The organism is Staphylococcus sp. 231237_7MaSpsaltlick, assembly GCF_043107035.1.
Genome location: NZ_JBICNX010000016.1, coordinates 16,078 through 40,118, shown reverse-complemented (window position 1 = coordinate 40,118; position 24,041 = coordinate 16,078). Strand labels below are relative to the sequence as shown.

Below are 24,041 nucleotides of genomic sequence, written 5' to 3'. Positions count from 1 at the left end.
GGAATTACCAAATGTCATTTATTCAAGAGCAAGATAAGGAAATATATGAAGTGATTCAAAATGAATTTAACCGTCAAAATAACAATATCGAGCTGATTGCTTCAGAAAACTTCGTGTCAGAAGCAGTTATGGAAGCGCAAGGTTCAGTATTAACTAACAAATATGCTGAAGGCTACCCAAACAGAAGATACTATGGTGGTTGTGAATTTGTGGATGTTTCAGAAGCTTTAGCAATTGATCGCGCCAAAAAATTATTTGGTGCAGAGCATGTTAACGTTCAACCACACTCAGGTTCTCAAGCAAATATGGCTGTTTATCTCGTAGCATTAGAACACGGTGATACTGTATTAGGTATGAATTTAAGCCATGGTGGACACTTAACACACGGCGCGCCTGTTAACTTTAGTGGTCAATTTTACAACTTTGTTGAATATGGTGTAGACGAAGAAAATGAACAAATTGACTATGATGAAGTATTAAGAGTAGCCAAAGAACATCAACCTAAATTAATCGTTGCAGGTGCTTCTGCGTATTCAAGAACAATTGATTTTAAACGTTTTAAAGAAATAGCAGATGAAGTAGGCGCAAAATTAATGGTAGATATGGCTCATATTGCAGGTTTAGTAGCAGTTGGTTTACATCCAAATCCTGTAGAACATGCTGATTTTGTAACGACTACAACTCATAAAACATTACGCGGACCTCGTGGTGGAATGATTTTATGTAAAGAAGAATATAAAAAGCAAATCGATAAAACAATCTTCCCAGGAATTCAAGGTGGTCCTTTAGAACACGTTATTGCTGCCAAAGCTGTGGCATTTGGTGAAGCATTGCAAGATGATTTTAAAGCATATCAACAGCAAGTAATTAACAATGCTAAGACTTTAGCAAATACATTGACTGACGAAGGATTTAGAGTTGTTTCAGGTGGTACTGATAATCATCTCGTCTCTGTAGATGTCAAAGGTTCAGTAGGCATAACTGGTAAAGTTGCTGAAGAAACATTAGACGCTATAGGTATTACATGTAATAAAAATACAATTCCATTTGACCAAGAAAAACCATTTGTGACAAGTGGAGTTCGTTTAGGTACACCTGCAGCAACGACACGTGGATTTGATGAAACTGCTTTTGAAGAAGTAGCAAAAATCATTAGCTTAGTTTTAAAAGATCCAGAAAATGAAAAAGCGTTAGAAGAAGGAAAAGAAAGAGTTAAAGCTTTAACAAATAAACATCCTTTATATAACTAAAATTGGAGGAAATAAATTATGGGCAAAGTACATGTTTTTGACCACCCACTTATTCAACACAAATTAAGTTACATTCGAGACGTACATACTGGGACTAAAGAATTTAGAGAGTTAGTAGATGAAGTTGGTATGTTAATGGCATACGAAGTAACAAGAGATTTAGAATTACAAGATGTAGAAATAGAGACACCTGTTACTAAAATGATAGCTAAACGTTTAACAGGCAAAAAATTAGCTTTCGTACCAATTTTAAGAGCTGGTTTAGGTATGACTCAAGGTATATTGAACTTGGTGCCAGCAGCTAGAATTGGGCATGTGGGACTTTATAGAGATCCTGAAACACTTGAAGCGGTAGAATACTTTGTAAAATTACCGCAAGACATCGAGGAGAGAGAAATTGTAGTTGTTGACCCGATGTTAGCAACTGGAGCATCAGCTATAGAAGCAATTAATTCACTTAAAAAACGTGGAGCAAAAAATATTCGTTTTATGTGTTTAATTGCAGCGCCTGAAGGTGTAGAAAAATTACAAGAAGCTCACGAAGATGTAGACATTTTCATCGCAGCATTAGACGAAAAATTAGATGAACATGCTTATATAACACCAGGCTTAGGTGATGCAGGAGACCGTTTATTCGGTACAAAATAGTTTCGCCTAGGAGTGGAATAAAATGAAAAAAGTAATGGCTGTATTTGGGACCCGTCCTGAAGCAGTAAAAATGGCGCCTCTTGTACAAGCACTGAAAAATGATGATGAGCTAGAACCGATTGTGGTAGTTACTGCTCAACATAGAGAAATGCTTGACTCAGTATTGGAAAGCTTTCATATCACGCCTGATTATGACTTGAATATTATGAAGCAAGGGCAATCTTTATCAGAGATTACATCTCGTATTTTACAAAGGTTAGAACATGTCATCCAAGAAGTGAAACCAGATATGATATTGGTTCATGGTGATACCATGACAACTTTTGCTGGAAGTTTAGCGGCTTTATATAACCAAGTACCTATTGGTCATGTTGAAGCCGGATTACGTACATGGGATAAATATGCGCCGTTTCCTGAAGAAATGAACCGGCAAATGGTAGGAGTAATGGCAGATTTAAACTTCGCCCCTACTAATAATGCTGCGAATAACCTTATTGCCGAAAACAAACCACTGGATTCTATAGTAGTAACTGGTAACACAGCGATTGATGCAATGAAGACAACAATTCACGAAAATTATCAATCTGATATTATTTCAAAGCATAAAGGTAAACGTATCATCTTATTGACTGCGCATAGACGCGAAAATATTGGTGAACCTATGTCACATATTTTTAAAGCTGTAAGAGATATTGTAGATACTTATGAAGATGTGGTTGTTGTTTATCCTATGCATAAAAATCCTCAAGTACGAGAAATTGCAGGTATTTATTTATCAGGGCATAACCGTATAGAATTAGTCGAACCATTGGAAGTGGTTGATTTCCATAATTTTGCCCACCAAGCGTATTTAATTTTAACTGATTCTGGGGGAGTACAAGAAGAAGCGCCATCATTAGGTAAGCCAGTTTTAGTTTTAAGAGATACGACTGAAAGACCAGAAGGTGTAGAAGCCGGCACACTTAAAATAGTAGGCACAAATGAACAAACAATATTTGAGGCTACAAAACAATTACTTGAAAATCAACAAGTATATGAAACGATGAGTAGTGCCCGCAACCCTTATGGTGATGGTAATGCATCATTACGAATATGTGAGAATATTAAGTATTATTTTCATATAATTTCTAATAAGCCAGAATCATTCAAATAATAAAAGGTGTTAATGTGTCATTTTTGTGACAACTATGTAAAAAATTAAACTACATTTTGAATAGAATTGACACGTTAACTACCCTATATTATTATTAAAATTGTATGATTGAAATGGTTTTCATAATTGAACGAAAAAGACGAAGCGAGGCACAGTCATGAAACGTTTCAACATCTTTTTTAATAGTTACATTAAATACTATTTTTATGGTATAATTGTGCTATTAATTGTGTTTATTTTCACATACTCATCATTTGTTTTGGGACTTATAATAGGTACACTCGGATCACTTATTAACACCTTTACTTTCGAATATTATTTAGAGAAAGCAAAAGAAAAAGATAATATACATATATCAACGGGCAACGTTTGGAGATATTTAATAGTGATACTTTCGTGTTGTATTTGGTATTTTTATAAGGATCAAATTAATATCATTGGTGTAGTCATTGGTTTAATGATTTCGTATGTTTTGATTGTTTTCAAACCATTTATACACAAGAAATAAATTTAATTATGAAAGAGGTGAGAAAGCATGAAGCATAAAGACCCTCTTGTCAGTTGGGATGTATTCGGTATAGACATCGTGTTTAACCTATCATCAATTTTGATGTTGATTATTACATCGGTTATTGTTTTTGTCATAGCTATTATTTGTACACGCAACCTCAAGAAGCGTCCAACTGGTAAGCAAAATTTTATCGAGTGGGTTTTTGACTTTGTACGAGGAATTATTGAAAGTAACATGGCTTGGTCCAAGGGCGGACAATTCCATTTCTTAGCTGTTACATTGATATTTTTCATATTTGTAAGTAATATGCTAGGGCTACCATTTCAATTAATTTCGGGCCATACACTGTGGTGGAAATCACCAACAGCTGATGCCACAGTAACATTAACACTATCAACATTGGTCATCCTGTTGACTCATTATTATGGTGTGAAGATGACAGGTACTAAAGGCTATTTCCAAAACTATACCAAACCTATCTTCTTATTACCGATTAACATCTTTGAAGAATTCACTTCAACGTTAACACTTGGTTTACGTTTGTACGGTAATATATTTGCAGGTGAGTTATTACTTGGATTATTAGCAGGTTTAGTAACAGGCGATAGCACTAGAGCCTGGGGATGGATCATTGGATTACCTGGACTAGTAGTTTGGCAAGGTTTTTCAATATTCATAGGAACAATTCAAGCATACATTTTTGTAATGCTTTCAATGGTTTACATGTCCCATAAAGTTCAGGACAGTCATTAAATAAAATTAAAAGAAAAAATTAGGAGGATTTTATAAATGAATTTAATCGCAGCAGCAATCGCAATCGGTTTATCAGCATTAGGTGCAGGTATTGGTAACGGTCTTATCGTTTCAAGAACAGTAGAAGGTGTAGCACGTCAACCAGAAGCACGCGGACAATTAATGGGTATTATGTTTATTGGTATTGGTTTAGTTGAAGCATTACCTATCATTGGTGTAGTTATCGCTTTCATGTCACTATAATTCAAACAGCTATTAAGGCGAGGTCACTGTGACTTTCGCCGTTCGTTTTTATAAATATGTCTTATGATGATAATGAATGAAAGGAGTGTCTATGTAAGTGACTGCTACGACAAATATGTTCGTACTTGGTGCAGCTGGAGGCAGCGGTGTTCAATGGGGTACTATCATAGTTACCTGTATAACTTTCGGTATCCTGTTACTTTTATTGAAAAAATTCGCATGGGGTCCATTAAAAGAAGTAATGGATAAACGTGAACATGATATCAATAAAGATATTGATGATGCCGAACAAGCCAAGCTAAATGCGCAAAAGTTAGAAGAACAAAATAAACAAACACTAAAAGAAACGCAAGATGAGGTTCAAAGAATTTTAGAAGACTCTAAAGTTCAAGCACGTAAACAACATGAAGAAATTATTCATGAAGCGAATATCAGAGCAAATGGTATGATTGAAACAGCACAAAATGAAATTAACAGCGAGAAAGAACGTGCAATTGCGGATATTAATAATCAAGTTTCTGAGCTTTCAGTATTGATTGCATCGAAAGTACTTCAAAAAGAAATTTCAGAAAAAGATCAAAAAGCATTAGTTGAAAAGTACATTAAAGAGGCAGGCGATAAGTAATGGCTAAAATAGCAAAAAAATATGCCAAAGCATTATTTGATACTGCTAAAGATGCAGACATCCTTGACGCAATGTATGAAGAATTTTCAACTATTGATACAGCAGTTCAATCTGAAATAAAGAAGTTACATGAATTGGATAGAGATCCACAAAAAGATGTTGACCAACGTCATCGCTTTGTAAATATTGTTTTTGGACATGCTAACCAGTTTATGCAAAACATGTTGATGATACTAGCTAGTAATCGTCACCTTGGTTATATTCATGAAATATACACAGAATTTGAAACTTTATACAACGAACTTCACAATCAAGACTATGCTGTTATCGAATCAGTATATGAACTCTCTGAAGAAGAAGTGTCACGTATAGAAGAAATTATAAAAGCACGTACAAAACTTTCTAAAACAATGATTACTAATAAAATTAATCCAGAACTTATCGGTGGTATCAGAGTAAAAGTAGGTACTAAAGTGATGGATGCAAGTTTGAAAAATGATCTTGCGCAATTAGAAAAGCAATTTACAAGAGTGAAATAAAAATAGAAGGAGTGACATAGATGGCCATTAAAGCTGAAGAAATCAGTGCATTACTTCGCTCACAAATAGAAAATTATGAGTCGGAAATGGCAGTTACTGATGTAGGTACAGTTCTACAAATTGGCGATGGCATTGCTTTAATCCACGGATTAAATGATGTTATGGCTGGTGAGCTAATAGAGTTCAAAAGTGGCGTTCTAGGACTAGCACAAAACTTAGAAGAATCAAATGTAGGTGTCGTTATTTTAGGACCATACGCTGATATCAAAGAAGGGGACGAAGTAAAACGTACTGGACGTATTATGGAAGTACCTGTAGGTGATGAATTAATCGGCCGTGTGGTTAATCCACTAGGTCAAGCTATCGATGGACAAGGTCCAATCAATACTACTAAAACACGCCCTGTAGAGAAGAAAGCAACTGGTGTAATGGATCGTAAATCCGTTGATGAACCACTACAAACAGGTATTAAAGCGATTGATGCGCTTGTACCAATTGGTCGTGGGCAACGTGAATTGATTATTGGTGACCGTCAAACTGGTAAAACAACAGTCGCAATCGATACAATTCTAAACCAAGCTGACCAGGATACAATCTGTATCTACGTTGCAATCGGACAAAAAGATTCGACTGTTCGTGCTAACGTTGAAAAATTACGCCAAGAAGGCGCATTAGATTATACAATTATCGTGTCTGCTTCAGCAGCAGATCCAGCTCCAATGCTTTACATAGCGCCATATGCTGGTGTTGCTATGGCTGAGGAATTCATGTTTGCTGGTAAAGATGTATTAATCGTTTACGATGACTTAACAAAACAAGCTGCCGCTTATCGTGAATTATCATTATTATTACGTAGACCACCAGGTCGTGAAGCTTATCCAGGTGACGTATTCTACTTACACAGTAGACTACTAGAGAGAGCTGCTAAATTAAATGATGACTTAGGCGGAGGTTCTATCACCGCTTTACCAATTATTGAAACACAAGCTGGCGATATTGCAGCATACGTACCAACAAACGTAATTTCAATTACTGACGGACAAATCTTCTTGCAATCAGATTTATTCTTCTCTGGTGTAAGACCCGCTATTAACGCCGGACAATCCGTATCACGTGTTGGTGGTTCAGCTCAAATTAAAGCAATGAAAAAAGTTGCCGGTACATTACGTCTAGATTTAGCATCTTATCGTGAATTAGAGTCATTCGCTCAGTTTGGTTCTGATTTAGATGAGTTCACTGCTCAGAAATTAGAGCGTGGTAAACGTACGGTTGAAATCTTGAAACAAGATAAGAACAAACCACTACCTGTAGAAAACCAAGTTTTAATTATTTATGCTTTAACTAAAGGTTATTTAGATGATGTTCCTGTTGAAGATATTACACGTTTTGAAGACGAGCTAAACCAATGGGCTAAATCTAATGCGACTGAATTATTAAATGAAATCAGAACTTCAGGTGCGCTTCCTAAAGATGACGCGTTTGAATCTGCAATTAACGAATTTAAAAAAAGTTTCAGTAAATCAGAAGCGTAGTAGTTAAAGTTAAATAAAAGGTGGTGAGATAATGGGATCTCTTAAAGAGATTGATACACGTATAAAATCAACCAAAAAAATGAAGCAGATTACGAAAGCAATGAACATGGTATCAAGTTCAAAATTGCGTCGTGCTGAAAGTAATACAAAACAATTCAGACCTTATATGGAAAAAATGCAAGATGCTATTACTGCAGTAGCTGGTGCTGATAAAAATTCACATCATCCAATGTTACAACAACGTGAAGTGAAGAAAAGTGGCTACTTAGTGATTACTAGTGATAAAGGCCTTGCAGGTGCATATAACGCAAATGTACTCAAGCACCTAGTGAAAGATATAGAGAGTAAACATGCTAGTAAGGATGAATACTCAATCCTAGTCTTAGGACAAACAGGTGTGGATTTCCTTAAAAATAAGGGATATGAAATTCATGAATCGCTAATAGATGTACCAGATCAACCTTCATTTAAAGAAGTACAAGCGATTGCTAAAAAAGCGATTGATTTGTATAGCGAAGAAGTTGTGGATGAGGTTAAAATTTATTTTAGTCATTTCGTTAGTGTATTAGAAAATACGCCTTCAACTAAAACTGTGCTTCCATTGTCTCCTGAAGATTCTAGTTTAGGACATGGTCAAATGTCTTCATATGAGTTTGAACCAGATAAAGAAGCGATATTAAGCGTTATTCTACCTCAATATGTAGAGAGTTTAATATATGGAACAATTTTAGATGCAAAAGCAAGTGAACATGCTACACGTATGACTGCAATGAAAAATGCTTCTGATAATGCGTCAGATATTATTGATGACTTATCAATACAATATAACAGAGCAAGACAAGCAGCGATAACTCAACAAATCACTGAAATCGTTGGTGGTTCAGTAGCGCTTGAATAATTATTAAAGGAGGAAAAAAACATGGGATTAGGCCGTGTAACACAAGTTATGGGTCCAGTAATTGATGTTCGTTTTGAGCACAATGAAGTTCCAGAGATTAACAACGCCTTAGTACTTGATGTAGAAAGAGACGAAGGTACTGTTTCTCTTACATTAGAAGTCGCGTTACAATTAGGCGACGATGTAGTTCGTACGATTGCAATGGATTCAACTGATGGTGTTAAACGTGGTACAGAAGTTCGAGATAGTGGTAGCAGTATTAGCGTACCAGTTGGTGATGCTACCCTTGGACGTGTATTTAACGTTTTAGGTGATACAATTGATTTAGATGAAAAACTTGAAAGTTCCGTTAAACGTGATCCAATTCATAGAGAATCACCTGCTTTCGACCAATTATCAACGAAAGTTGAAATTTTAGAGACAGGAATCAAAGTAATTGATTTACTTGCACCATACATTAAAGGTGGTAAAATCGGTTTATTCGGTGGAGCTGGTGTAGGTAAAACGGTATTAATTCAAGAATTAATTAACAATATCGCTCAAGAACATGGTGGTATTTCAGTATTTGCTGGTGTAGGTGAACGTACACGTGAAGGTAATGACTTATACTATGAAATGAGCGACAGTGGTGTTATTAAGAAAACAGCCATGGTGTTTGGTCAAATGAACGAGCCACCTGGTGCGCGTATGCGTGTTGCTTTATCAGGTTTAACAATGGCAGAACATTTCCGTGATGAACAAGGCCAAGATGTTTTACTATTTATTGATAACATTTTCAGATTTACACAAGCTGGTTCAGAAGTATCAGCATTATTAGGACGTATGCCTTCAGCCGTTGGTTACCAACCAACACTTGCCACTGAAATGGGGCAGTTACAAGAACGTATCACATCAACTACAAAAGGTTCGGTTACTTCTATACAAGCAGTATTCGTACCAGCCGATGACTATACTGACCCAGCGCCAGCTGCAGTATTTGCTCACTTAGATGCAACTACAAACTTAGAGCGTAAATTAACTGAAATGGGTATTTACCCTGCAGTTGATCCGTTAGCATCTACTTCAAGAGCACTTGATCCAACGATTGTTGGGCAAGATCATTATGAAATAGCACGTGATGTACAATCTACATTACAAAAATATAGAGAACTACAAGATATCATTGCTATTTTAGGTATGGATGAATTATCAGAAGAAGATAAACAAACAGTTGAACGTGCACGTCGTATTCAGTTCTTCTTATCGCAAAACTTCCACGTAGCTGAACAATTTACTGGTCAAAAAGGATCATATGTACCTGTTCAAAAAACTGTAGAAGGCTTCAAAGCAATTTTAGATGGCGAATATGACCATATTCCAGAAGATGCATTCCGTCTTGTAGGTAGTATGGAAGAAGTAGTTGCCAAAGCTAAAGATATGGGTGTTGAAGTTTAAAAATTAGGAGGTATGGATAATGAACACATTAAGCCTAAATATTGTCACTCCTAATGGTTCTGTTTACGACCGAGAAGATGTTAATCTTGCAGTATTACAAACTACTGCAGGTGAGATTGGTGTCATGTATGGACATATACCAACTGTTGCAGCACTTGAAATTGGCTATGTCAAAATAAATTTTGACGGTGGTTCAGAATATATTGCAGTGAGTGAAGGTTTTGTTGAAGTAAGACAAGATAAATTATCAATTATTGTACAAACTGCAGAACCTGCGAAAGAAATAGATGTTGCTAGAGCAGAATTAGCAAAATCTAGAGCAGAATCTCATTTGAATGATGAAGAAGATAGTAGCGATATTAATAGAGCTAAACGTGCTTTAGATCGTGCGAATAACCGTATTCGTGTTGCTAATTTACAATAAATTATTTGTTAAAGTTTCTTAAGTAGAAATGTCTTAAACTGTCGATAAAGTCACTGGCTTTGTCGACAGTTTTTTTATGTTGTTATTGAAACAATGCGTCTTAATAACAAGTAGTTGTTGTTATTCTGGTTAAAATTAATAATTAACTTCATTAATTTTAAATAATAGTTGTAGTGAACTACGCTCGTTATGGGACACTTTCTTTTGAAAAGAATATGAATATCGTATTTGAAAAGGGGAAAAGGTACCATATAAGTAGTGAGGATACCATAGATAGTATAGTTCTAAAGTATCATTTCGTTCATTTTTCAGTTAAAATAAATGAACAGTGTAAAGCGAGGAGCATGACTCATGGAATATTTAGGACAATTTTCAATTGTACATCTCATCTTACATGTTATTTGTATTTGTATTGCTTATTGGGCATTAAACGCAGTGAGGTTAGAACAGTTTTTTAAAAAAGGATTTCCTTTGCAAGTTCAAATTTGTATGATTTTCTTAGCAGTTTTACTAGGTACTGCCGTAAGTAATTTTATTGTGGATTTGCTACAATTTTCAACACAAATAAAATATTTAGCACAATAATTCAAATACTTGTATATTTTTTTGAATTATAGATATAATTAATAAGAAGTACTTAATGGTAAAAAATTAAAACGAAATATATAAGTAGTTAAGTGGAGGATTTAAGATGGATATGATAGAAATCAACGGTGGAAGTAGATTAACTGGTGAAGTCAAAGTTTCAGGTGCAAAAAATGCTGTATTACCAGTATTAACTGCTTCGTTATTAGCATCAAAAGGTGTTAGTAAACTTATGAATGTACCCGCATTAAGTGATGTGGAGACAATTAATAATGTTATTTCAACGCTAAATGCAGATGTTTCTTATAACAAAGAAGAAGAAGCTGTTACAGTTGATGCAACAAAGCAACTAAATGAAGAAGCACCATATGAATATGTGAGTAAAATGAGAGCAAGTATTCTTGTTATGGGGCCTTTATTAGCACGTTTAGGCCATGCAAAAGTTGCATTACCAGGTGGATGTGCGATTGGTTCTAGACCCATCGAACAACATATTAAAGGTTTCCAAGAATTAGGTGCAGACATTCATATGGATGGTGGTTTTATTTATGCTAGCACTAAAAATGGACTAAAAGGTACAACAATCCATTTAGATTTTCCTAGTGTAGGTGCTACACAAAATATAATCATGGCAGCATCTTTAGCAGAAGGTAAAACAGTATTAGAAAATGTTGCTCGTGAACCTGAAATCGTTGATTTAGCTAATTACATAAATGAAATGGGAGGAAATGTTACTGGCGCAGGAACAGACACAATTATCATACATGGTGTAGATGAGTTACATGGTGTTGAACATGCGATTATTCCTGATAGAATTGAAGCCGGTACATTGTTAATTGCTGGTGCAATTACTCGTGGTGACGTTTTAGTTAATGGCGCGATTAAAGAGCATATGACAAGCTTGGTATATAAATTAGAGGAAATGGGTGTTAATTTAGACTATCAAGATGATGCGATTCGAGTGACTGTTGAAGATGAATTGAAACCAGTAGATATCAAAACATTACCACATCCTGGCTTTCCTACTGATATGCAATCTCAAATGATGGCGTTATTACTTACAGCTGAAGGGCATAAAGTAGTTACTGAAACTGTATTTGAAAATAGATTTATGCATGTAGGCGAGTTTAAGCGTATGAACGCTAAAATTACAGTTGAAGGTAGAAGCGCTAAAATAGAAGGAAAAAGTGAGTTGCAAGGAGCACAAGTAAAAGCAACAGACTTACGTGCTGCAGCTGCATTGATTTTAGCTGGTTTAGTAGCAGATGGCAAAACCCAAGTTACAGAATTAAAACATTTAGACAGAGGTTATGTTGATTTGCATGGTAAGTTAAATGCTTTAGGCGCAGATATCAGACGTATAGACGTTTAAATTTAGGTTACGGTAATTTATGAATTGCAACGGAAGAAGATTTGGAGGAAATAAATAATGGAAACAATTTTTGATTATAATGAAATAAAAGAAATTATACCACATAGACAACCTTTTTTATTAATCGATCGAGTTGTTGAATACGAAGCGGGCGAACGTTGCGTCGCAATTAAACAAGTTTCTGGAAATGAACCATTTTTCCAAGGCCATTTTCCTGATTATGCGGTTATGCCTGGTGTGTTGATAACAGAAGCCCTAGCTCAAACAGGTGCTGTAGCTATCTTAAATAGCGAAGAGAACAAAGGAAAATTAGCACTATTTGCCGGTATAGATAAATGTAGATTTAAGAAACAAGTAACTCCCGGTGATACATTAAGATTAGAAGTTGAAATTACAAAAATGCGTGGACCTATTGGTAAAGGTAACGCTAAGGCTACAGTAGATGGTCAATTGGCTTGTAGTTGTGAATTAACATTTGCCATTCAAGCTAAATAAAAAAATCTCAAGGTTTAGGTGTATTACACACCAGCCTTGAGGTTTTTTATTTTTCTAATTTTTCATCTTTTAGACGTGGCTTCGATTGCATCATTCGATTAAATGATTTCTTCAATTCTTCACCGGTTAATCCTTCATCAATTAACTGCTCTAATAAGCTTTCGGCATAAACTTGTCTAAGTGTATAAATATGACATTCAAAAACGACAGAAATGGAATGTTCTAGCCTACTGATATTTTTAATAGTTGCATCAAAGAGCGCTGGATCATTTGCAGGACGAGTAATAACAACACGTATATCTAATAACGTTTCATCTTCCATATAAGCTTTCATTGTCTCATAATGAAAATCGGATATAACAATTTCTAATAACCAGCCAGTGCCGCTATTTTCTTTATTAATTATAACGCCATCTTCTAATTCGTATTCAGTAACGCCACCACTTTCTGATACGATTTGAAATCGAACAGCTTTAAATGATTTCATCGTTCTCACATCCATTTAATAAATTTAAATTCTACAATTATTTCATTTATACAATCATTATAACGTAATTTTAAATAGTAGAGGTGAATTTTGTAGAATTTAGTGTGAATTCACTTTTAAATTCTAGCATTAATGCATTTTGACCTGTAATTTGAAAATGATTAGTATAAAGTTATAAAGGAGGTGACATATGATTAACAACATTGTCATAGTAGGGAGATTAACCAAAGACCCTAAAATTTACGAAAAGGAGGGGAGTAAGTTAGCTACAATGTGTGTAGCAATAACAAGAAATTATAGAGATCAAGAACAAAACACCATCTGTGATTATTTATATTGTAAGGCTGTTGGTAAAATAGCTAATAATATCGAACTATATTTAAATAAAGGATCACTAGTGGGAATCACTGGTCGAATGCAATCAAGAAAATATGAAAAAGAAGGGCAGATGCATTTTGTATCAGAACTTTTTATTGAAACTATTAAATTTATGTCTCCAAGAAACAAAGATGAAGTTAATGAATTACGTGAAATATTCCCTATAGAGCAAGTTCATAATTCAAATAAAGAAATAACTTTACGAGATAATGATATATACGAAATTGTATAATACTCCCAATTTAAACCTACCTCAAAATTAACCCACCCAAATCTATATACATTAAATCCTACTATCAATTATACTTCTTCAGGCTATCCCTCTTAATGTAAGCGTCATAGAGGGGTAGCTTTTTAAATTTAAAAAGCTTTGAGAGAAGATGGAAAATTGTATAAAACATCTTGATTACACAGAATAATCAGATAAATTACAATATTATTACATATAGTATAACGAGGGTATATTCCAAAAAACTTTCACAGTAGTATTTAAACAGAAAAAAATTAATTTCAAAATATATTTATATGTAATTTAATCGTAAAGAAACTATAGATTTTTTCACTTCACTGTAACCTACAATGGTTTTATGAATGTTATAGTTGTACTTGCAAATTAATCATAAATAACTTATTTACCTTATAGGAGGACTTTTTTACAATGAAAAAAACAGTAATCGCATCAACTTTAGCAGTCGGACTTGGAGTAACAGGCTTTGCAGCAGGAAATTCTGCTGACGCTTCTGAACAAGGTGTCGACAAAGCTCAATTAGCGCAACAAGCACTAACTAATCCAGAATCATTAAATGAAGCACCAGTTCAAGAAGGTGCGTATGATATTAATTTCACATACAATAACAAAGACTTTAACTTTACTTCAGACGGTGAAAACTTCAGCTGGAACTACGGTGATGCTTCAGGTGAAGGGTCAAATACGTCAGTAGAGCAAACTACAAATAATAATGTACAAGAAGAGCAAGCTCAACCAACTCAAGCTGGATCAGAACAACCAGCACAAGAAGCTGCACCTCAACAAGAAACTACACAACAACCACAACAAGAAGCAACTTCACAATCTTCTGCTAGTTCAAACGAATCAAGCTCAAGTGAAGCTTCAGAAGGTTCATCAGGCGTGAATGCACACTTACAACAAATCGCACAACGTGAATCAGGTGGCGATATTCATGCTACAAACCCATCATCAGGTGCTTCAGGTAAATTCCAATTCTTACAAAGCACATGGGATTCAGTAGCACCATCTGAATATCAAGGTCAACCAGCTGCTAATGCACCAGAAGCAGTACAAGACGCTGCAGCTCAAAAATTATATGATGAAGTTGGCGCTTCACAATGGGTTACTGCATAATATAACAGTAATGAAATGAATTTTAATTTTTAGAAGTCCATGACATAAATAAATGTCGTGGGCTTTTTTATCGTTTAGATTATAAGCTGTTGTATTTTATAAAGTTAAAAATAATTGGATTTCCTGTAAGAAATGGATTAATTCAACGAGATTATTTTAGCGAAATAGACTTCAATGTTCACGGCTATATATAAACCATTTTATTGCAATAGCTAGCGTACTTTGATATGTTTTAAATAAATACAATATATAAAATCTACTAGGGGAGCCTTTAGGCTGAGATGATTTAAGTCAGACCCTTACAACCTGATTTGGTTAATACCAACGTAGGAAAGTAGTTTAATTATAGTTAAATTGCTATACCTTTCTATTAATTAACTACATTCCTAGTTGGAATGTAGTTTTTATTTATAGGAGGAAATCATTTGTTATTTTCAGAAGCGTTAAAAAAAGAGTCTCAACATATCATAGATGATATTTATAATGATCCATTTATTCAAGGGATGTTGCAAGGAGATTTACCCATTGATGCAACGAAATTTTACTTGCGTGCTGACGCATCATATCTAAAAGAATTTGCAAATATATATGCATTGCTTATTCCAAAAGTGAATAAACTAGAAGACGTGAAATTTTTAGTGGAACAAATTCAGTTTATTGTTGAAGGTGAAGTAGAAGCACATGAAATATTAGCTGAATATGTTGGAGAAAATTATGATAATATTGTAAGCGAAAAGGTATGGCCACCAAGTGGTGATCATTACATTAAACACATGTATTTTAATGCGTATGCAAAAGAAAATGCCGCATATACAATTGCTGCTATGGCACCTTGTCCATACGTCTATCAAGCGATTGCTCAACGTGCTTTACAGGATAAGCAATTAAATAGAAATTCAATATTAGCAAAATGGTTCGACTTTTATAGTACTGAAATGGATGAACTAGTCGATGTATTTGACAAATTCTTGAATAAACTAACTGAAGCATGTACTGTGGATGAAAAGCATGAAATAAAAATGTGCTTTTTACAGAGTACGATTCATGAACGTAATTTCTTTAATATGTCATATATAGAAGAAGACTGGTTATATGGAGGGGAATAAAATGAAAAAACCAAAAATCGCTTTAACTATCGCAGGTACTGACCCAACTGGCGGTGCGGGCGTTATGGCAGATTTAAAATCTTTTCATGCTTGCGGTGTGTACGGTATGGCCACTGTAACAAGTATTGTAGCCCAAAACACGAAAGGCGTTCAACATATCCATAACTTAGAAACACAATGGTTATCTGAACAACTTAGTAGTGTTTTTGATGATGAGTTACCACATGCAATTAAAACAGGGATGATTGCATCTAAAGATATGATGAAAGTCATCCAAGGGTATTTAGAAAAGTATCCTAATATACCATATGTTATAGATCCAGTTATGCTAGCAAAAAGTGGAGATTCATTGATGGATGACGATGCTAAAAAGGATTTGCAAAATATTTTATTACCTTTTGCTACAGTGGCAACACCTAATTTACCTGAAGCAGAAGAAATCACTGGATTGACCATAGAAGATGAAGCATCTATTTATAAAGCAGGTGAAATTTTTATAAATGAGATTGGTAGTAAAGGTGTTGTGATTAAAGGTGGACATGCTGAAGATTTAGATGTAGCTAAAGACTACTTATTTACCAAAGATAATGTTTATACTTTTGAGGATCCACGTTATGAAACGAAACATACACATGGTACAGGTTGTACATTTTCAGCAGTAATCACTGCCGAACTTGCGAAAGGTAAATCAATTTATGAAGCCGTGAAAAAAGCCAAAGCCTTTATTTCATTAAGTATCAAGTATACACCTGAAATCGGTCAGGGTAGAGGACCAGTAAACCATTTCGCATATATGAAGAAAGTAGGTTTAGATGATGAATAGCTTGAATTTATTAAGAGAAAACAATCCGTTAGTTATTTGTTATACGAATGATGTAGTGAAGAATTTTACAGCCAATGGCTTATTAAGCATAGGCGCAAGTCCAGCTATGAGTGAAGCACCAGAAGAAGCAGTTGATATGCTGACTTATGCGAATGCATTATTAATCAATATTGGTACACTGACGAAAGCTAGAGAAGCTGACATTTTAAAGATTGCTAAAACTGCAAACCAAATAGGGACACCCATTGTTTTTGACCCTGTAGCGGTAGGCGCGTCTCAATATAGAAAAGATTTTTGTGCGACTTTCTTAAAAGAAATTGATGTTGCCGTAATCAAAGGTAATGCGTCAGAAATTTTAGCGTTGATGGATACAGATACGAAAATGAAAGGAACAGATAGTGACCAAGACTTGGATGCGATTACTATTGCTAAAAATGCATATAATCTATTTAATACAGCGATAGCCATAACAGGTGAAGTGGATGTTGTAGTCCAAGACAATCAAATTTATAAATTATCTAACGGGTCACCATTACTTGCGAAAGTAACAGGCGCTGGTTGTTTACTAGGTGCAGTTATTGCTAGTTTTTTAAATAAAGATAACAAAGTGACTATAGAAATGTTGATAGAGGCTATATCAATTTATAATATAGCTTCAGAACAAGCAGAACAAAATTCAAAAAATAACGGACCCGGTTCATTTATGGTTGAGTTATTAAACGCACTTTATCATATTAAATATGATCACTATTTAAAAATGAGTAATAGGCAAGAGGTGTAACTATGTTTGATAAAGATAGTCTAAAAGTATATTTTATTTGTGGAACGCAAGATATACCTTCATCAAAATCAATAAAAGAAGTTGTGAAAATAGCATTAGATTCAGGAATAACTATGTTTCAATATAGAGAAAAGGGTGACGGCGCTTTAATTGGGAATGATAAGCGTGAAATGGCCCAACAGTTATTAGAATTATGTCAGTCTTATAATGTACCTTTTATAGTAAATGATGATGTGGCATTAGCTGAAAATATTAATGCTGATGGCATTCATGTAGGACAAAATGATATGAAAGTTACGGAGTTTGCACAAAAATTTAAAAATAAAATTATTGGTTTAAGTATTAGTGATGTTAATGAATATCAACAATCTGATTTAACTTATGTTGATTATATCGGCGTTGGACCTATGTATGCTACTAATTCTAAAAAGGATGCGAACTTACCAGTAGGTCCCGAAATGATACCTAAATTACGCAGCTATATTGATGATTTTCCACTCGTTGCAATAGGTGGTATCACGGTTGATAATACTAAAGAAATAATTCAAGCTGGAGCTGATGGTGTATCAATCATTTCTGCAATTAGTAAAAGCGCTAATGTAAGTAAGACAGTTAGACAATTTTTACAAAATGTTGATTAAAGTATAAAAATTTCTTTTTTTGTTTTCTACTTCCCTTCTAATATGATAAAATAAATTCTATGTGAATATATCATTAGAGGTGGAAAAATGAAGAAGAAAGCGCTACTCCCTTTATTATTAGGTGTAATGGTCTTTTTAGCAGGCTGTGACTATTCAAAACCTGGAAATAGAGATGGATTTTTCTATAACACGTTCGTAGAGCCGATGGACAAAGTTATACATTGGTTAGGAACTAGTTTTAATAATGACTATGGTCTAGCAATCATAGTACTTGTATTGGCGATTCGTGTAGTATTATTGCCATTCATGTTATCAAACTATAAAAACAGTCACATGATGCGTGAAAAAATGAAGATTGCAAAACCAGATATTGATGCAATTCAAGAAAAGGTTAAACGTTCACGTACGCAAGAAGAGAAAATGGCAGCAAACCAAGAAATGATGGAAGTTTATAAAAAATATGATATGAACCCTATGAAGAGCATGTTAGGTTGTTTACCAATCTTAATCCAAATGCCGATTATTATGGGATTATTCTTCGTATTAAAATACCCTTCAAGTGGAGGTTTTACTGAACATCCTAACTTTTTATGGTTTAATTTAGCCCAACCAGATATTTGGATTACAATTATTGCAGGTATTTTATACTTCTTACAAGCGTATGTTTCAAGTAAGAGTATGCCAAACGAACAACGTCAAATGGGTTATATGATGATGGTCATCTCACCTATAATGATTGTGTGGATTGCATTGAGCTCTGCATCTGCGTTAGGTTTATATTGGTCCGTCAGTGCGGCATTCTTGATTGTACAAACACAAGTAGCGAATATGTACTATTCAAAACTTGCTAAAAAAGAAGTGGCACCGATGATTGAAGCAATGGAGAAAAACAAAGCAGATTCAGCTGGTAAAGGTAAAAATACACAAGTAGTATCTAAGAAAAACAAAAAGAAATAAAGTAAGCACCAGGAATTAGGTTCCTAGATATAAAAAGCAACTCGGACTAATAGTTAATTAGTTCGGGTTGCTTTTTGATTTGGAAAGCTTTTTGATTGTTTAAATTTAATGTTACAACTAGTACCATTCACTAAAAAATTGTTCGACAAATTGCTCCATATATTTATGGCGTTGTTGTGCGATTTGCTTTGCAGTAGTTGTGTGCATTAAATCTTTAAGATTAAATAACTTTTCATAAAAATGCTTAATAGCAGAAGGCTGCCATTCGCTATAAAAAGAGGCATCGACTTCGTTAATACGTTTTGTATCATGTTCTACCCACATAGGCTCTTTAAAATGACCGGAAAATTGAAAAGTTCTAGCAATACCAATAGCACCAATAGCATCTAATCTATCAGCATCCCTTACAATTTGACCTTCAATAGATAATGGTACGTAATTATTTCGTCCATTCTTATAACTAATATGTTCTATGATATGTAAGATTTGGTGCTGCTGCTCGGATGCTATTTGTAAGTTTCTTAGAAAATTTTCCAAATTCTGCAATGCTTTATGAGTATTTGTAAGTTTTGAATCAATGGTGTCATGCAACAAGCTTGCTAGTTGGATTGTTAACAAATCACCTGCTTGTTCTTGTTCTGAAATGTATGTTGCCATATTAACAACACGGTTAACGTGAGCGATGTCATGACCAGTCGTATCGTCAACATGAAACTGAACCATATAATCATTAGCCTGATTAAGTATGTCTGTATGATTCAAAATAAAATCACCTCTAAAGTTGTATGTTGATGAATATATACTATTTATAAAATAAAGGTCTAAGTTGTTTTACGATTATAAACATTATCTTAAACCTCATAACAAACTATAATATAGGAGATAACAATCTAGAAATACCTTCCTTAAATTTAATCCATAAGTTTCGCTGTTGGTAAATTTCTTTAGTTAATCTATAGGATACTTCCAAGTCTTTTTCAAATGCTAATCTTAATTCTTTTGCTATATGCGTATCGTAAATAAAGGCATTAATTTCAAAGTTCAATGTAAAGCTACGATGATCCATATTAGTAGTACCTACACTTGCAACTTCATCATCAATCACTAATGTTTTTGAATGTAAGAATCCATTATTATAATGGAAAATATTTACACCTGCATCTAATAAAGAAGCAACGTTATTATATGTTGCCCAATAAACAAATGGATGGTCAGGTTTATTAGGGATCATAATACTAACATCAACACCACCAAGCGCTGCAATTTTTATTGCATCTAAAAATGATTGATCTGGGATAAAGTAAGGCGATTGAATATGAATAGACTGTTTTGCTGAAGCGATCATTTTTAAATAACCATACTTAATTTGTTCCCAGGTTTCATCTGGACCACTGGATGCTATTTGTACACCGATAGTACCGCCAGAATCTACATCAGGGAAATAGCGATCAGCATATTTGAGATTATCACGAGTAGCTTGCGAGTTCCAATCTAGCATGAAACGTAATTGTAAGGCGTTGACAGCATCACCAACGATACGTAAATGAGTATCTCTCCAATAACCAAACTTTTTCTTCTTACCTAAATATTCTTCTCCGACATTAAAACCACCAACATAACCAATATGACCATCAATAATAACAATTTTTCTGTGATTCCGATTATTCATTCTCAGATTGATTAATGGCAATTTAGAAGGGAAAAATGCTTCTACTTGCCCTCCATTTTTTCTAAAAGATTTAAAATCTTTCAGCGATAAACCTCTGGACCCCATATCGTCATAAAGCATTTTAACTTCTATGCCTTGTTCAAGCTTACGTTCGAGAGCATTTAGTATAAGTTTGCCAAGTGAGTCATTTCTAAAAATATAGTATTGAATATGGATATAGTCAGTTGCTTCCTCTATATCTTTAAGAAGAGAATTAAATTTTTTCTTACCATCAGTAAAGATTTTAATTTCATTATCTGTTGTTAAGAAAGCAGCATTATTATATAACAACATTTGAACCATATCTTTAAACTTCACGATTTGATGATTGCCTTTAGAAAAATTATCATTCTTTAAGGCTTCTAGTTGTTCATTTACAATCATTTCAATACCGATTTTATCATCTTCATCCAATGAGAAGATGTGATCGCGCTGAATTTGTCTTCCAATAAATAGGTAAATAATAAAACCTAAGATAGGAATTAACACAAGGACTAAAAGCCAAGCCCATACCGAACCAGCTGATCTTCGTTCCATAAAAATAATTGTAAACGCAAAGATAAGGTTTAATATAAATGAAGTAATCAAAATGATGTTAATCACTACATTAGTATAATTGAGTGACATTGAAAATATTTCTATCATATTAAACCTCCAAAATACAATTAATAAATTTTTAACTAGTGAAAGTCTTAACTATTGTAACATGTTCATAGGCTTTTATCACTTGACTAATACCTATAAGGGGTATATCATATGTATGATATAAGTAGGAGGTGTTGAGAAAGTGACAGAAATTCAAAAAGCGCATCATTCAGAACAAATAAAATCAAATTTGAAATCAAGGCTTAACAGAATAGAAGGGCAAGTACGAGCAATTAATCGAATGATAGATGAAGATGTTTATTGTGATGACGTGCTTACTCAAATTAGAGCGACGCGTTCTGCATTAAACAGTGTAGCAACTAAATTGTTGGATCATCATATGAAAAGTTGTATCATGGATAAAGTGGAAAAAGGTCAACAAGAGGAAGCGATGGAAGAACTATTAGTAACTTTTCAAAAATTAATGAAAGATTAGGAAAGGTGACAAGAGTGCAATCAAAAGTAATTAATATTTCAGTCATTAATACAGAGCAACAACAATATCAAATAAAACAACAGTTAATGAATGTTATAGGCGTCCACAATGTTGCTATCGATAGTGATAAAGGTGAAATACTTATTGATTTCGAAACACCTGCGAGTTTAAATAATTTAGAAAAAGAAATTTATGATCTTGGTTATCAAATATTATAACAAACTAAATTTAAAGTGAATTATCTTACAATTTGAGTTTAAATAGCTTTAGTATAGTTATAAAATGTAAAATTACAACAGAAAAACTAAAGTTTAAATGAAATATTACAATAAAAATCACTATTTTTTTGAAGTAAATTAAAAAAATTGAATATAATGTGGTATTTTATATTTAAAAAGGGTAAGATATAGTAGAAGCTAGAAATTTAGGGGTGATGATATGAATAAAGATAACGAAAAAATTCAAAATGTAGTTAAACTATTATCATCATTAGGGGTAAACATAAAGAAAACCAAATCACGATTAGAAGTTATGCATACTCTACCAACAACTGTGAAAACCGCTAACGAATTGAAATAGTCAAGTTACCCAATGAAGTGATTGGAGCCAATGGTTCTAGTCGCTTTTTTTATTTGACGCTATAAGAAACAGGATTGATATAATAATCAGTCCTGTTTTTTGATGAAAAATAGCGCATATATTATATTTGATTTTAAAAAATACGCCCCTGAAAGCTATATTTTTGTATAACTTTAGAGGCGTATATTTGTAATTTGGGTTGATTGTTATCTATGTGATAGATAATTGGATTAAAGTTATTAGTAGTTTATACATGGGCTTTATCTCGGAGAGTCCAAAGGCAACACTACGCTATTGAAAAACTTTTCGATTTTAATAATCAACGGAGTTGTTGATTATATAAGTCTAATTCTAGAATTGTTTTGTGTATTAATGTTGCGTTGTTGTGTTTTGTTTATAGACGAAGCATTATATTACGAAAACGTAATGTAACTTAAGTCTTTGATCTAGTTAACGGAGTTGTTGATGAAAATTGTTTCGGTTGGTGATAAGTGAACGATAATATAACACCGATTCCGCACATCAAACTCCATAATGAACTACCACCGTAACTAATAAATGGCAATGGTATACCTGTTATTGGCAACAGCTGAATAGTCATTCCTATGTTTTGTAACACGTGGAATAAAATAAGGGCAGCGTATCCAATAATAAATAGTTTACTAAAGGGTAATTCAAATTTCGTAGCAAGTCTAACTAAATGGAATATAAAGGCTAAGAAAACTAATATTAAGATAACAGAACCAATAAATCCAAATTCTTCACCGATAACGGAAAAGATAAAATCTGTATGGTTTTCTGGAATATAAACTTCACCATGGTTAAATCCTTTACCGAACAGTTGGCCCGATCCAATAGCTTTAAGAGATTCGGTTAAATGGTAACCATCACCACTACTATAAGTATATGGGTCGAGCCAAGAATTAATACGTCCCATTTGATATGTTTTGATACCGAAACTATTTTCAATTAGCGAAGGCTTGTAAATGATTGAAAGAATAATGCTAGATGCAAAGACGATTCCTGTAATAAATACAGGTGCTAATATCTTCCAAGAAATACCACTTACAACGATAATCCCTACTATAATAGCGCAAAGTACCAACATAGTTCCTAAATCATTTTGCAATAATATCAGACCCATTGGGATAATTGAAATACCTGCAATTTTTAATAATAGTTTAAAATCAGTCTCTAATGATTTATTAAAGGTGAATTGATTATGTCTAGAAACTAACTTGGCGAGGGCTAATATGAGTACAATTTTCATGAATTCTGAAGGTTGTACACTAATTGGTCCCAATTTATACCAACTTTTCGCTCCATTAATGATAGGTGTGATAGGTGTTTCTGGAATAATGAGTAGTATAAATAAGGCTATACAAAGTAAAAAATACAACAAGTATGTATATTTCATTAATTTTTTAGGTGATACAAGCATGATTAAACACGCGATTAGACCGCCTAATACGTAATATAAAATCTGTCTTATGCTAAAATTGGCGCTATATTGACCGCCACCCATAGCTGAATTAATAATTGTGACACTTATTATTGCTAATAATACGAGGATACCTATTAAAACCCAGTCAATCCGCCGTATCCAATGGTTATTTTTTAATTGACGTGAAATTCTCATTTCTTACCCCTTTAAACTACTTAGATTTCTTTATAT

General features: G+C 33.8%; 29 protein-coding genes and 1 riboswitch. Of the genes, 25 read left to right on the top strand and 4 right to left on the bottom strand.

Features of this window, described 5'->3' with window-relative positions:
• The first annotated feature begins 11 nt into the window (after positions 1 to 11).
• From glyA to fabZ, 15 genes are all read left to right on the top strand, one after another.
• Positions 12 to 1,250 (top strand): serine hydroxymethyltransferase, encoded by a 1,239-nt coding sequence (glyA, locus tag ACF91D_RS22370; RefSeq protein ID WP_101051255.1) that lies wholly within the window; start codon positions 12 to 14, stop codon positions 1,248 to 1,250.
• 18 nt (positions 1,251 to 1,268) lie between these two features.
• Positions 1,269 to 1,898 (top strand): uracil phosphoribosyltransferase, encoded by a 630-nt coding sequence (gene upp / locus ACF91D_RS22365; RefSeq protein WP_017722086.1) that lies wholly within the window; start codon positions 1,269 to 1,271, stop codon positions 1,896 to 1,898.
• Positions 1,899 to 1,920: 22 nt separating this feature from the next.
• Positions 1,921 to 3,051: a non-hydrolyzing UDP-N-acetylglucosamine 2-epimerase gene (gene wecB / locus ACF91D_RS22360; protein ID WP_119585327.1), complete on the top strand. Its 1,131-nt coding sequence runs from the start codon at positions 1,921 to 1,923 to the stop codon at positions 3,049 to 3,051.
• Positions 3,052 to 3,208: 157 nt separating this feature from the next.
• Positions 3,209 to 3,559 carry an ATP synthase subunit I gene (locus ACF91D_RS22355; protein WP_080750309.1) on the top strand — a complete coding sequence of 117 codons (351 nt, stop codon included), beginning with the start codon at positions 3,209 to 3,211 and terminating at the stop codon, positions 3,557 to 3,559.
• A gap of 27 nt (positions 3,560 to 3,586) precedes the next feature.
• Positions 3,587 to 4,315, top strand: coding sequence for a F0F1 ATP synthase subunit A (gene atpB, locus ACF91D_RS22350; RefSeq protein ID WP_101051258.1), 729 nt, complete (start codon positions 3,587 to 3,589; stop codon positions 4,313 to 4,315).
• Between the two features lie 36 nt (positions 4,316 to 4,351).
• Positions 4,352 to 4,558, top strand: a complete 207-nt coding sequence (gene atpE, locus ACF91D_RS22345; RefSeq protein ID WP_002482721.1) for a F0F1 ATP synthase subunit C — start codon at positions 4,352 to 4,354, stop codon at positions 4,556 to 4,558.
• Between the two features lie 97 nt (positions 4,559 to 4,655).
• The gene (locus tag ACF91D_RS22340) at positions 4,656 to 5,183 is read left to right on the top strand and encodes a F0F1 ATP synthase subunit B (RefSeq protein WP_039069067.1); all 528 of its coding nucleotides are present in this window, start codon (positions 4,656 to 4,658) and stop codon (positions 5,181 to 5,183) included.
• Positions 5,183 to 5,722, top strand: a complete 540-nt coding sequence (locus ACF91D_RS22335; RefSeq protein WP_039069066.1) for a F0F1 ATP synthase subunit delta — start codon at positions 5,183 to 5,185, stop codon at positions 5,720 to 5,722. Before ACF91D_RS22340 ends, ACF91D_RS22335 begins: the two co-directional genes overlap by 1 nt.
• A gap of 20 nt (positions 5,723 to 5,742) precedes the next feature.
• Positions 5,743 to 7,254 carry a F0F1 ATP synthase subunit alpha gene (gene atpA, locus ACF91D_RS22330; RefSeq protein ID WP_039069065.1) on the top strand — a complete coding sequence of 504 codons (1,512 nt, stop codon included), beginning with the start codon at positions 5,743 to 5,745 and terminating at the stop codon, positions 7,252 to 7,254.
• A 31-nt stretch (positions 7,255 to 7,285) separates the two neighbouring features.
• On the top strand, positions 7,286 to 8,152 hold the full coding sequence (gene atpG, locus ACF91D_RS22325) for an ATP synthase F1 subunit gamma (protein WP_017722093.1): 867 nt from the start codon (positions 7,286 to 7,288) through the stop codon (positions 8,150 to 8,152).
• A gap of 21 nt (positions 8,153 to 8,173) precedes the next feature.
• Positions 8,174 to 9,586, top strand: coding sequence for a F0F1 ATP synthase subunit beta (gene atpD, locus ACF91D_RS22320; RefSeq protein WP_069793449.1), 1,413 nt, complete (start codon positions 8,174 to 8,176; stop codon positions 9,584 to 9,586).
• Between the two features lie 19 nt (positions 9,587 to 9,605).
• Complete coding sequence (locus ACF91D_RS22315) at positions 9,606 to 10,010, top strand: F0F1 ATP synthase subunit epsilon (protein WP_039069063.1); 405 nt, start codon at positions 9,606 to 9,608, stop codon at positions 10,008 to 10,010.
• A gap of 351 nt (positions 10,011 to 10,361) precedes the next feature.
• Positions 10,362 to 10,595 (top strand): DUF1146 family protein, encoded by a 234-nt coding sequence (locus ACF91D_RS22310; RefSeq protein WP_039069062.1) that lies wholly within the window; start codon positions 10,362 to 10,364, stop codon positions 10,593 to 10,595.
• A 106-nt stretch (positions 10,596 to 10,701) separates the two neighbouring features.
• Entirely contained in the window at positions 10,702 to 11,967 is a 1,266-nt protein-coding gene (gene murA, locus ACF91D_RS22305) for a UDP-N-acetylglucosamine 1-carboxyvinyltransferase (protein ID WP_069793450.1), read from the top strand.
• A gap of 57 nt (positions 11,968 to 12,024) precedes the next feature.
• A complete protein-coding gene (gene fabZ / locus ACF91D_RS22300; protein ID WP_039069059.1) occupies positions 12,025 to 12,462 on the top strand; it encodes a 3-hydroxyacyl-ACP dehydratase FabZ in 438 nt (145 codons plus the stop codon).
• Between the two features lie 46 nt (positions 12,463 to 12,508).
• Here the strand turns inward: fabZ and ACF91D_RS22295 are convergent, their stop codons facing one another.
• Positions 12,509 to 12,949, bottom strand: a complete 441-nt coding sequence (locus ACF91D_RS22295; RefSeq protein ID WP_039069058.1) for a YwpF-like family protein — start codon at positions 12,947 to 12,949, stop codon at positions 12,509 to 12,511.
• Positions 12,950 to 13,139: 190 nt separating this feature from the next.
• Here ACF91D_RS22295 and ACF91D_RS22290 point away from each other — a divergent pair, with 190 nt between their 5' ends.
• From ACF91D_RS22290 to yidC, 7 genes are all read left to right on the top strand, one after another.
• Positions 13,140 to 13,559: a single-stranded DNA-binding protein gene (locus ACF91D_RS22290; protein WP_039069057.1), complete on the top strand. Its 420-nt coding sequence runs from the start codon at positions 13,140 to 13,142 to the stop codon at positions 13,557 to 13,559.
• A 426-nt stretch (positions 13,560 to 13,985) separates the two neighbouring features.
• Positions 13,986 to 14,690 carry a transglycosylase family protein gene (locus ACF91D_RS22285; protein WP_039069056.1) on the top strand — a complete coding sequence of 235 codons (705 nt, stop codon included), beginning with the start codon at positions 13,986 to 13,988 and terminating at the stop codon, positions 14,688 to 14,690.
• A gap of 251 nt (positions 14,691 to 14,941) precedes the next feature.
• Positions 14,942 to 15,040, top strand: a riboswitch (TPP riboswitch).
• 75 nt (positions 15,041 to 15,115) lie between these two features.
• Positions 15,116 to 15,796, top strand: coding sequence for a thiaminase II (gene tenA, locus ACF91D_RS22280; RefSeq protein WP_039069055.1), 681 nt, complete (start codon positions 15,116 to 15,118; stop codon positions 15,794 to 15,796).
• A 1-nt stretch (position 15,797) separates the two neighbouring features.
• Complete coding sequence (gene thiD, locus ACF91D_RS22275) at positions 15,798 to 16,619, top strand: bifunctional hydroxymethylpyrimidine kinase/phosphomethylpyrimidine kinase (RefSeq protein ID WP_101051262.1); 822 nt, start codon at positions 15,798 to 15,800, stop codon at positions 16,617 to 16,619.
• On the top strand, positions 16,612 to 17,400 hold the full coding sequence (thiM, locus tag ACF91D_RS22270; RefSeq protein WP_327621069.1) for a hydroxyethylthiazole kinase: 789 nt from the start codon (positions 16,612 to 16,614) through the stop codon (positions 17,398 to 17,400). Before thiD ends, thiM begins: the two co-directional genes overlap by 8 nt.
• 2 nt (positions 17,401 to 17,402) lie before the next feature.
• Positions 17,403 to 18,041, top strand: coding sequence for a thiamine phosphate synthase (gene thiE, locus ACF91D_RS22265; RefSeq protein ID WP_327621068.1), 639 nt, complete (start codon positions 17,403 to 17,405; stop codon positions 18,039 to 18,041).
• An 87-nt stretch (positions 18,042 to 18,128) separates the two neighbouring features.
• Positions 18,129 to 18,998, top strand: coding sequence for a membrane protein insertase YidC (yidC, locus tag ACF91D_RS22260; RefSeq protein WP_069792680.1), 870 nt, complete (start codon positions 18,129 to 18,131; stop codon positions 18,996 to 18,998).
• A 117-nt stretch (positions 18,999 to 19,115) separates the two neighbouring features.
• On the opposite strand, the gene ACF91D_RS22255 is transcribed toward yidC, so the two are convergent.
• Together ACF91D_RS22255 and cls are read right to left on the bottom strand one after the other, a co-directional pair.
• Positions 19,116 to 19,760: an HD domain-containing protein gene (locus ACF91D_RS22255; protein ID WP_039069750.1), complete on the bottom strand. Its 645-nt coding sequence runs from the start codon at positions 19,758 to 19,760 to the stop codon at positions 19,116 to 19,118.
• Between the two features lie 106 nt (positions 19,761 to 19,866).
• Positions 19,867 to 21,351: a cardiolipin synthase gene (cls, locus tag ACF91D_RS22250; protein ID WP_327621067.1), complete on the bottom strand. Its 1,485-nt coding sequence runs from the start codon at positions 21,349 to 21,351 to the stop codon at positions 19,867 to 19,869.
• Positions 21,352 to 21,493: 142 nt separating this feature from the next.
• Here cls and csoR point away from each other — a divergent pair, with 142 nt between their 5' ends.
• The 3 genes from csoR (at position 21,494) to ACF91D_RS22235 (ending at position 22,366) form a co-directional block, all read left to right on the top strand.
• The gene (gene csoR, locus ACF91D_RS22245) at positions 21,494 to 21,787 is read left to right on the top strand and encodes a copper-sensing transcriptional repressor CsoR (protein WP_039069748.1); all 294 of its coding nucleotides are present in this window, start codon (positions 21,494 to 21,496) and stop codon (positions 21,785 to 21,787) included.
• A gap of 14 nt (positions 21,788 to 21,801) precedes the next feature.
• On the top strand, positions 21,802 to 22,005 hold the full coding sequence (gene csoZ, locus ACF91D_RS22240) for a putative copper chaperone CsoZ (RefSeq protein ID WP_039069747.1): 204 nt from the start codon (positions 21,802 to 21,804) through the stop codon (positions 22,003 to 22,005).
• Between the two features lie 220 nt (positions 22,006 to 22,225).
• A complete protein-coding gene (locus ACF91D_RS22235) occupies positions 22,226 to 22,366 on the top strand; it encodes an Lmo0850 family protein (protein WP_017722111.1) in 141 nt (46 codons plus the stop codon).
• Between the two features lie 433 nt (positions 22,367 to 22,799).
• On the opposite strand, the gene ACF91D_RS22230 is transcribed toward ACF91D_RS22235, so the two are convergent.
• Entirely contained in the window at positions 22,800 to 24,005 is a 1,206-nt protein-coding gene (locus ACF91D_RS22230; RefSeq protein ID WP_039069746.1) for an FtsW/RodA/SpoVE family cell cycle protein, read from the bottom strand.
• Positions 24,006 to 24,041: the final 36 nt, after the last annotated feature.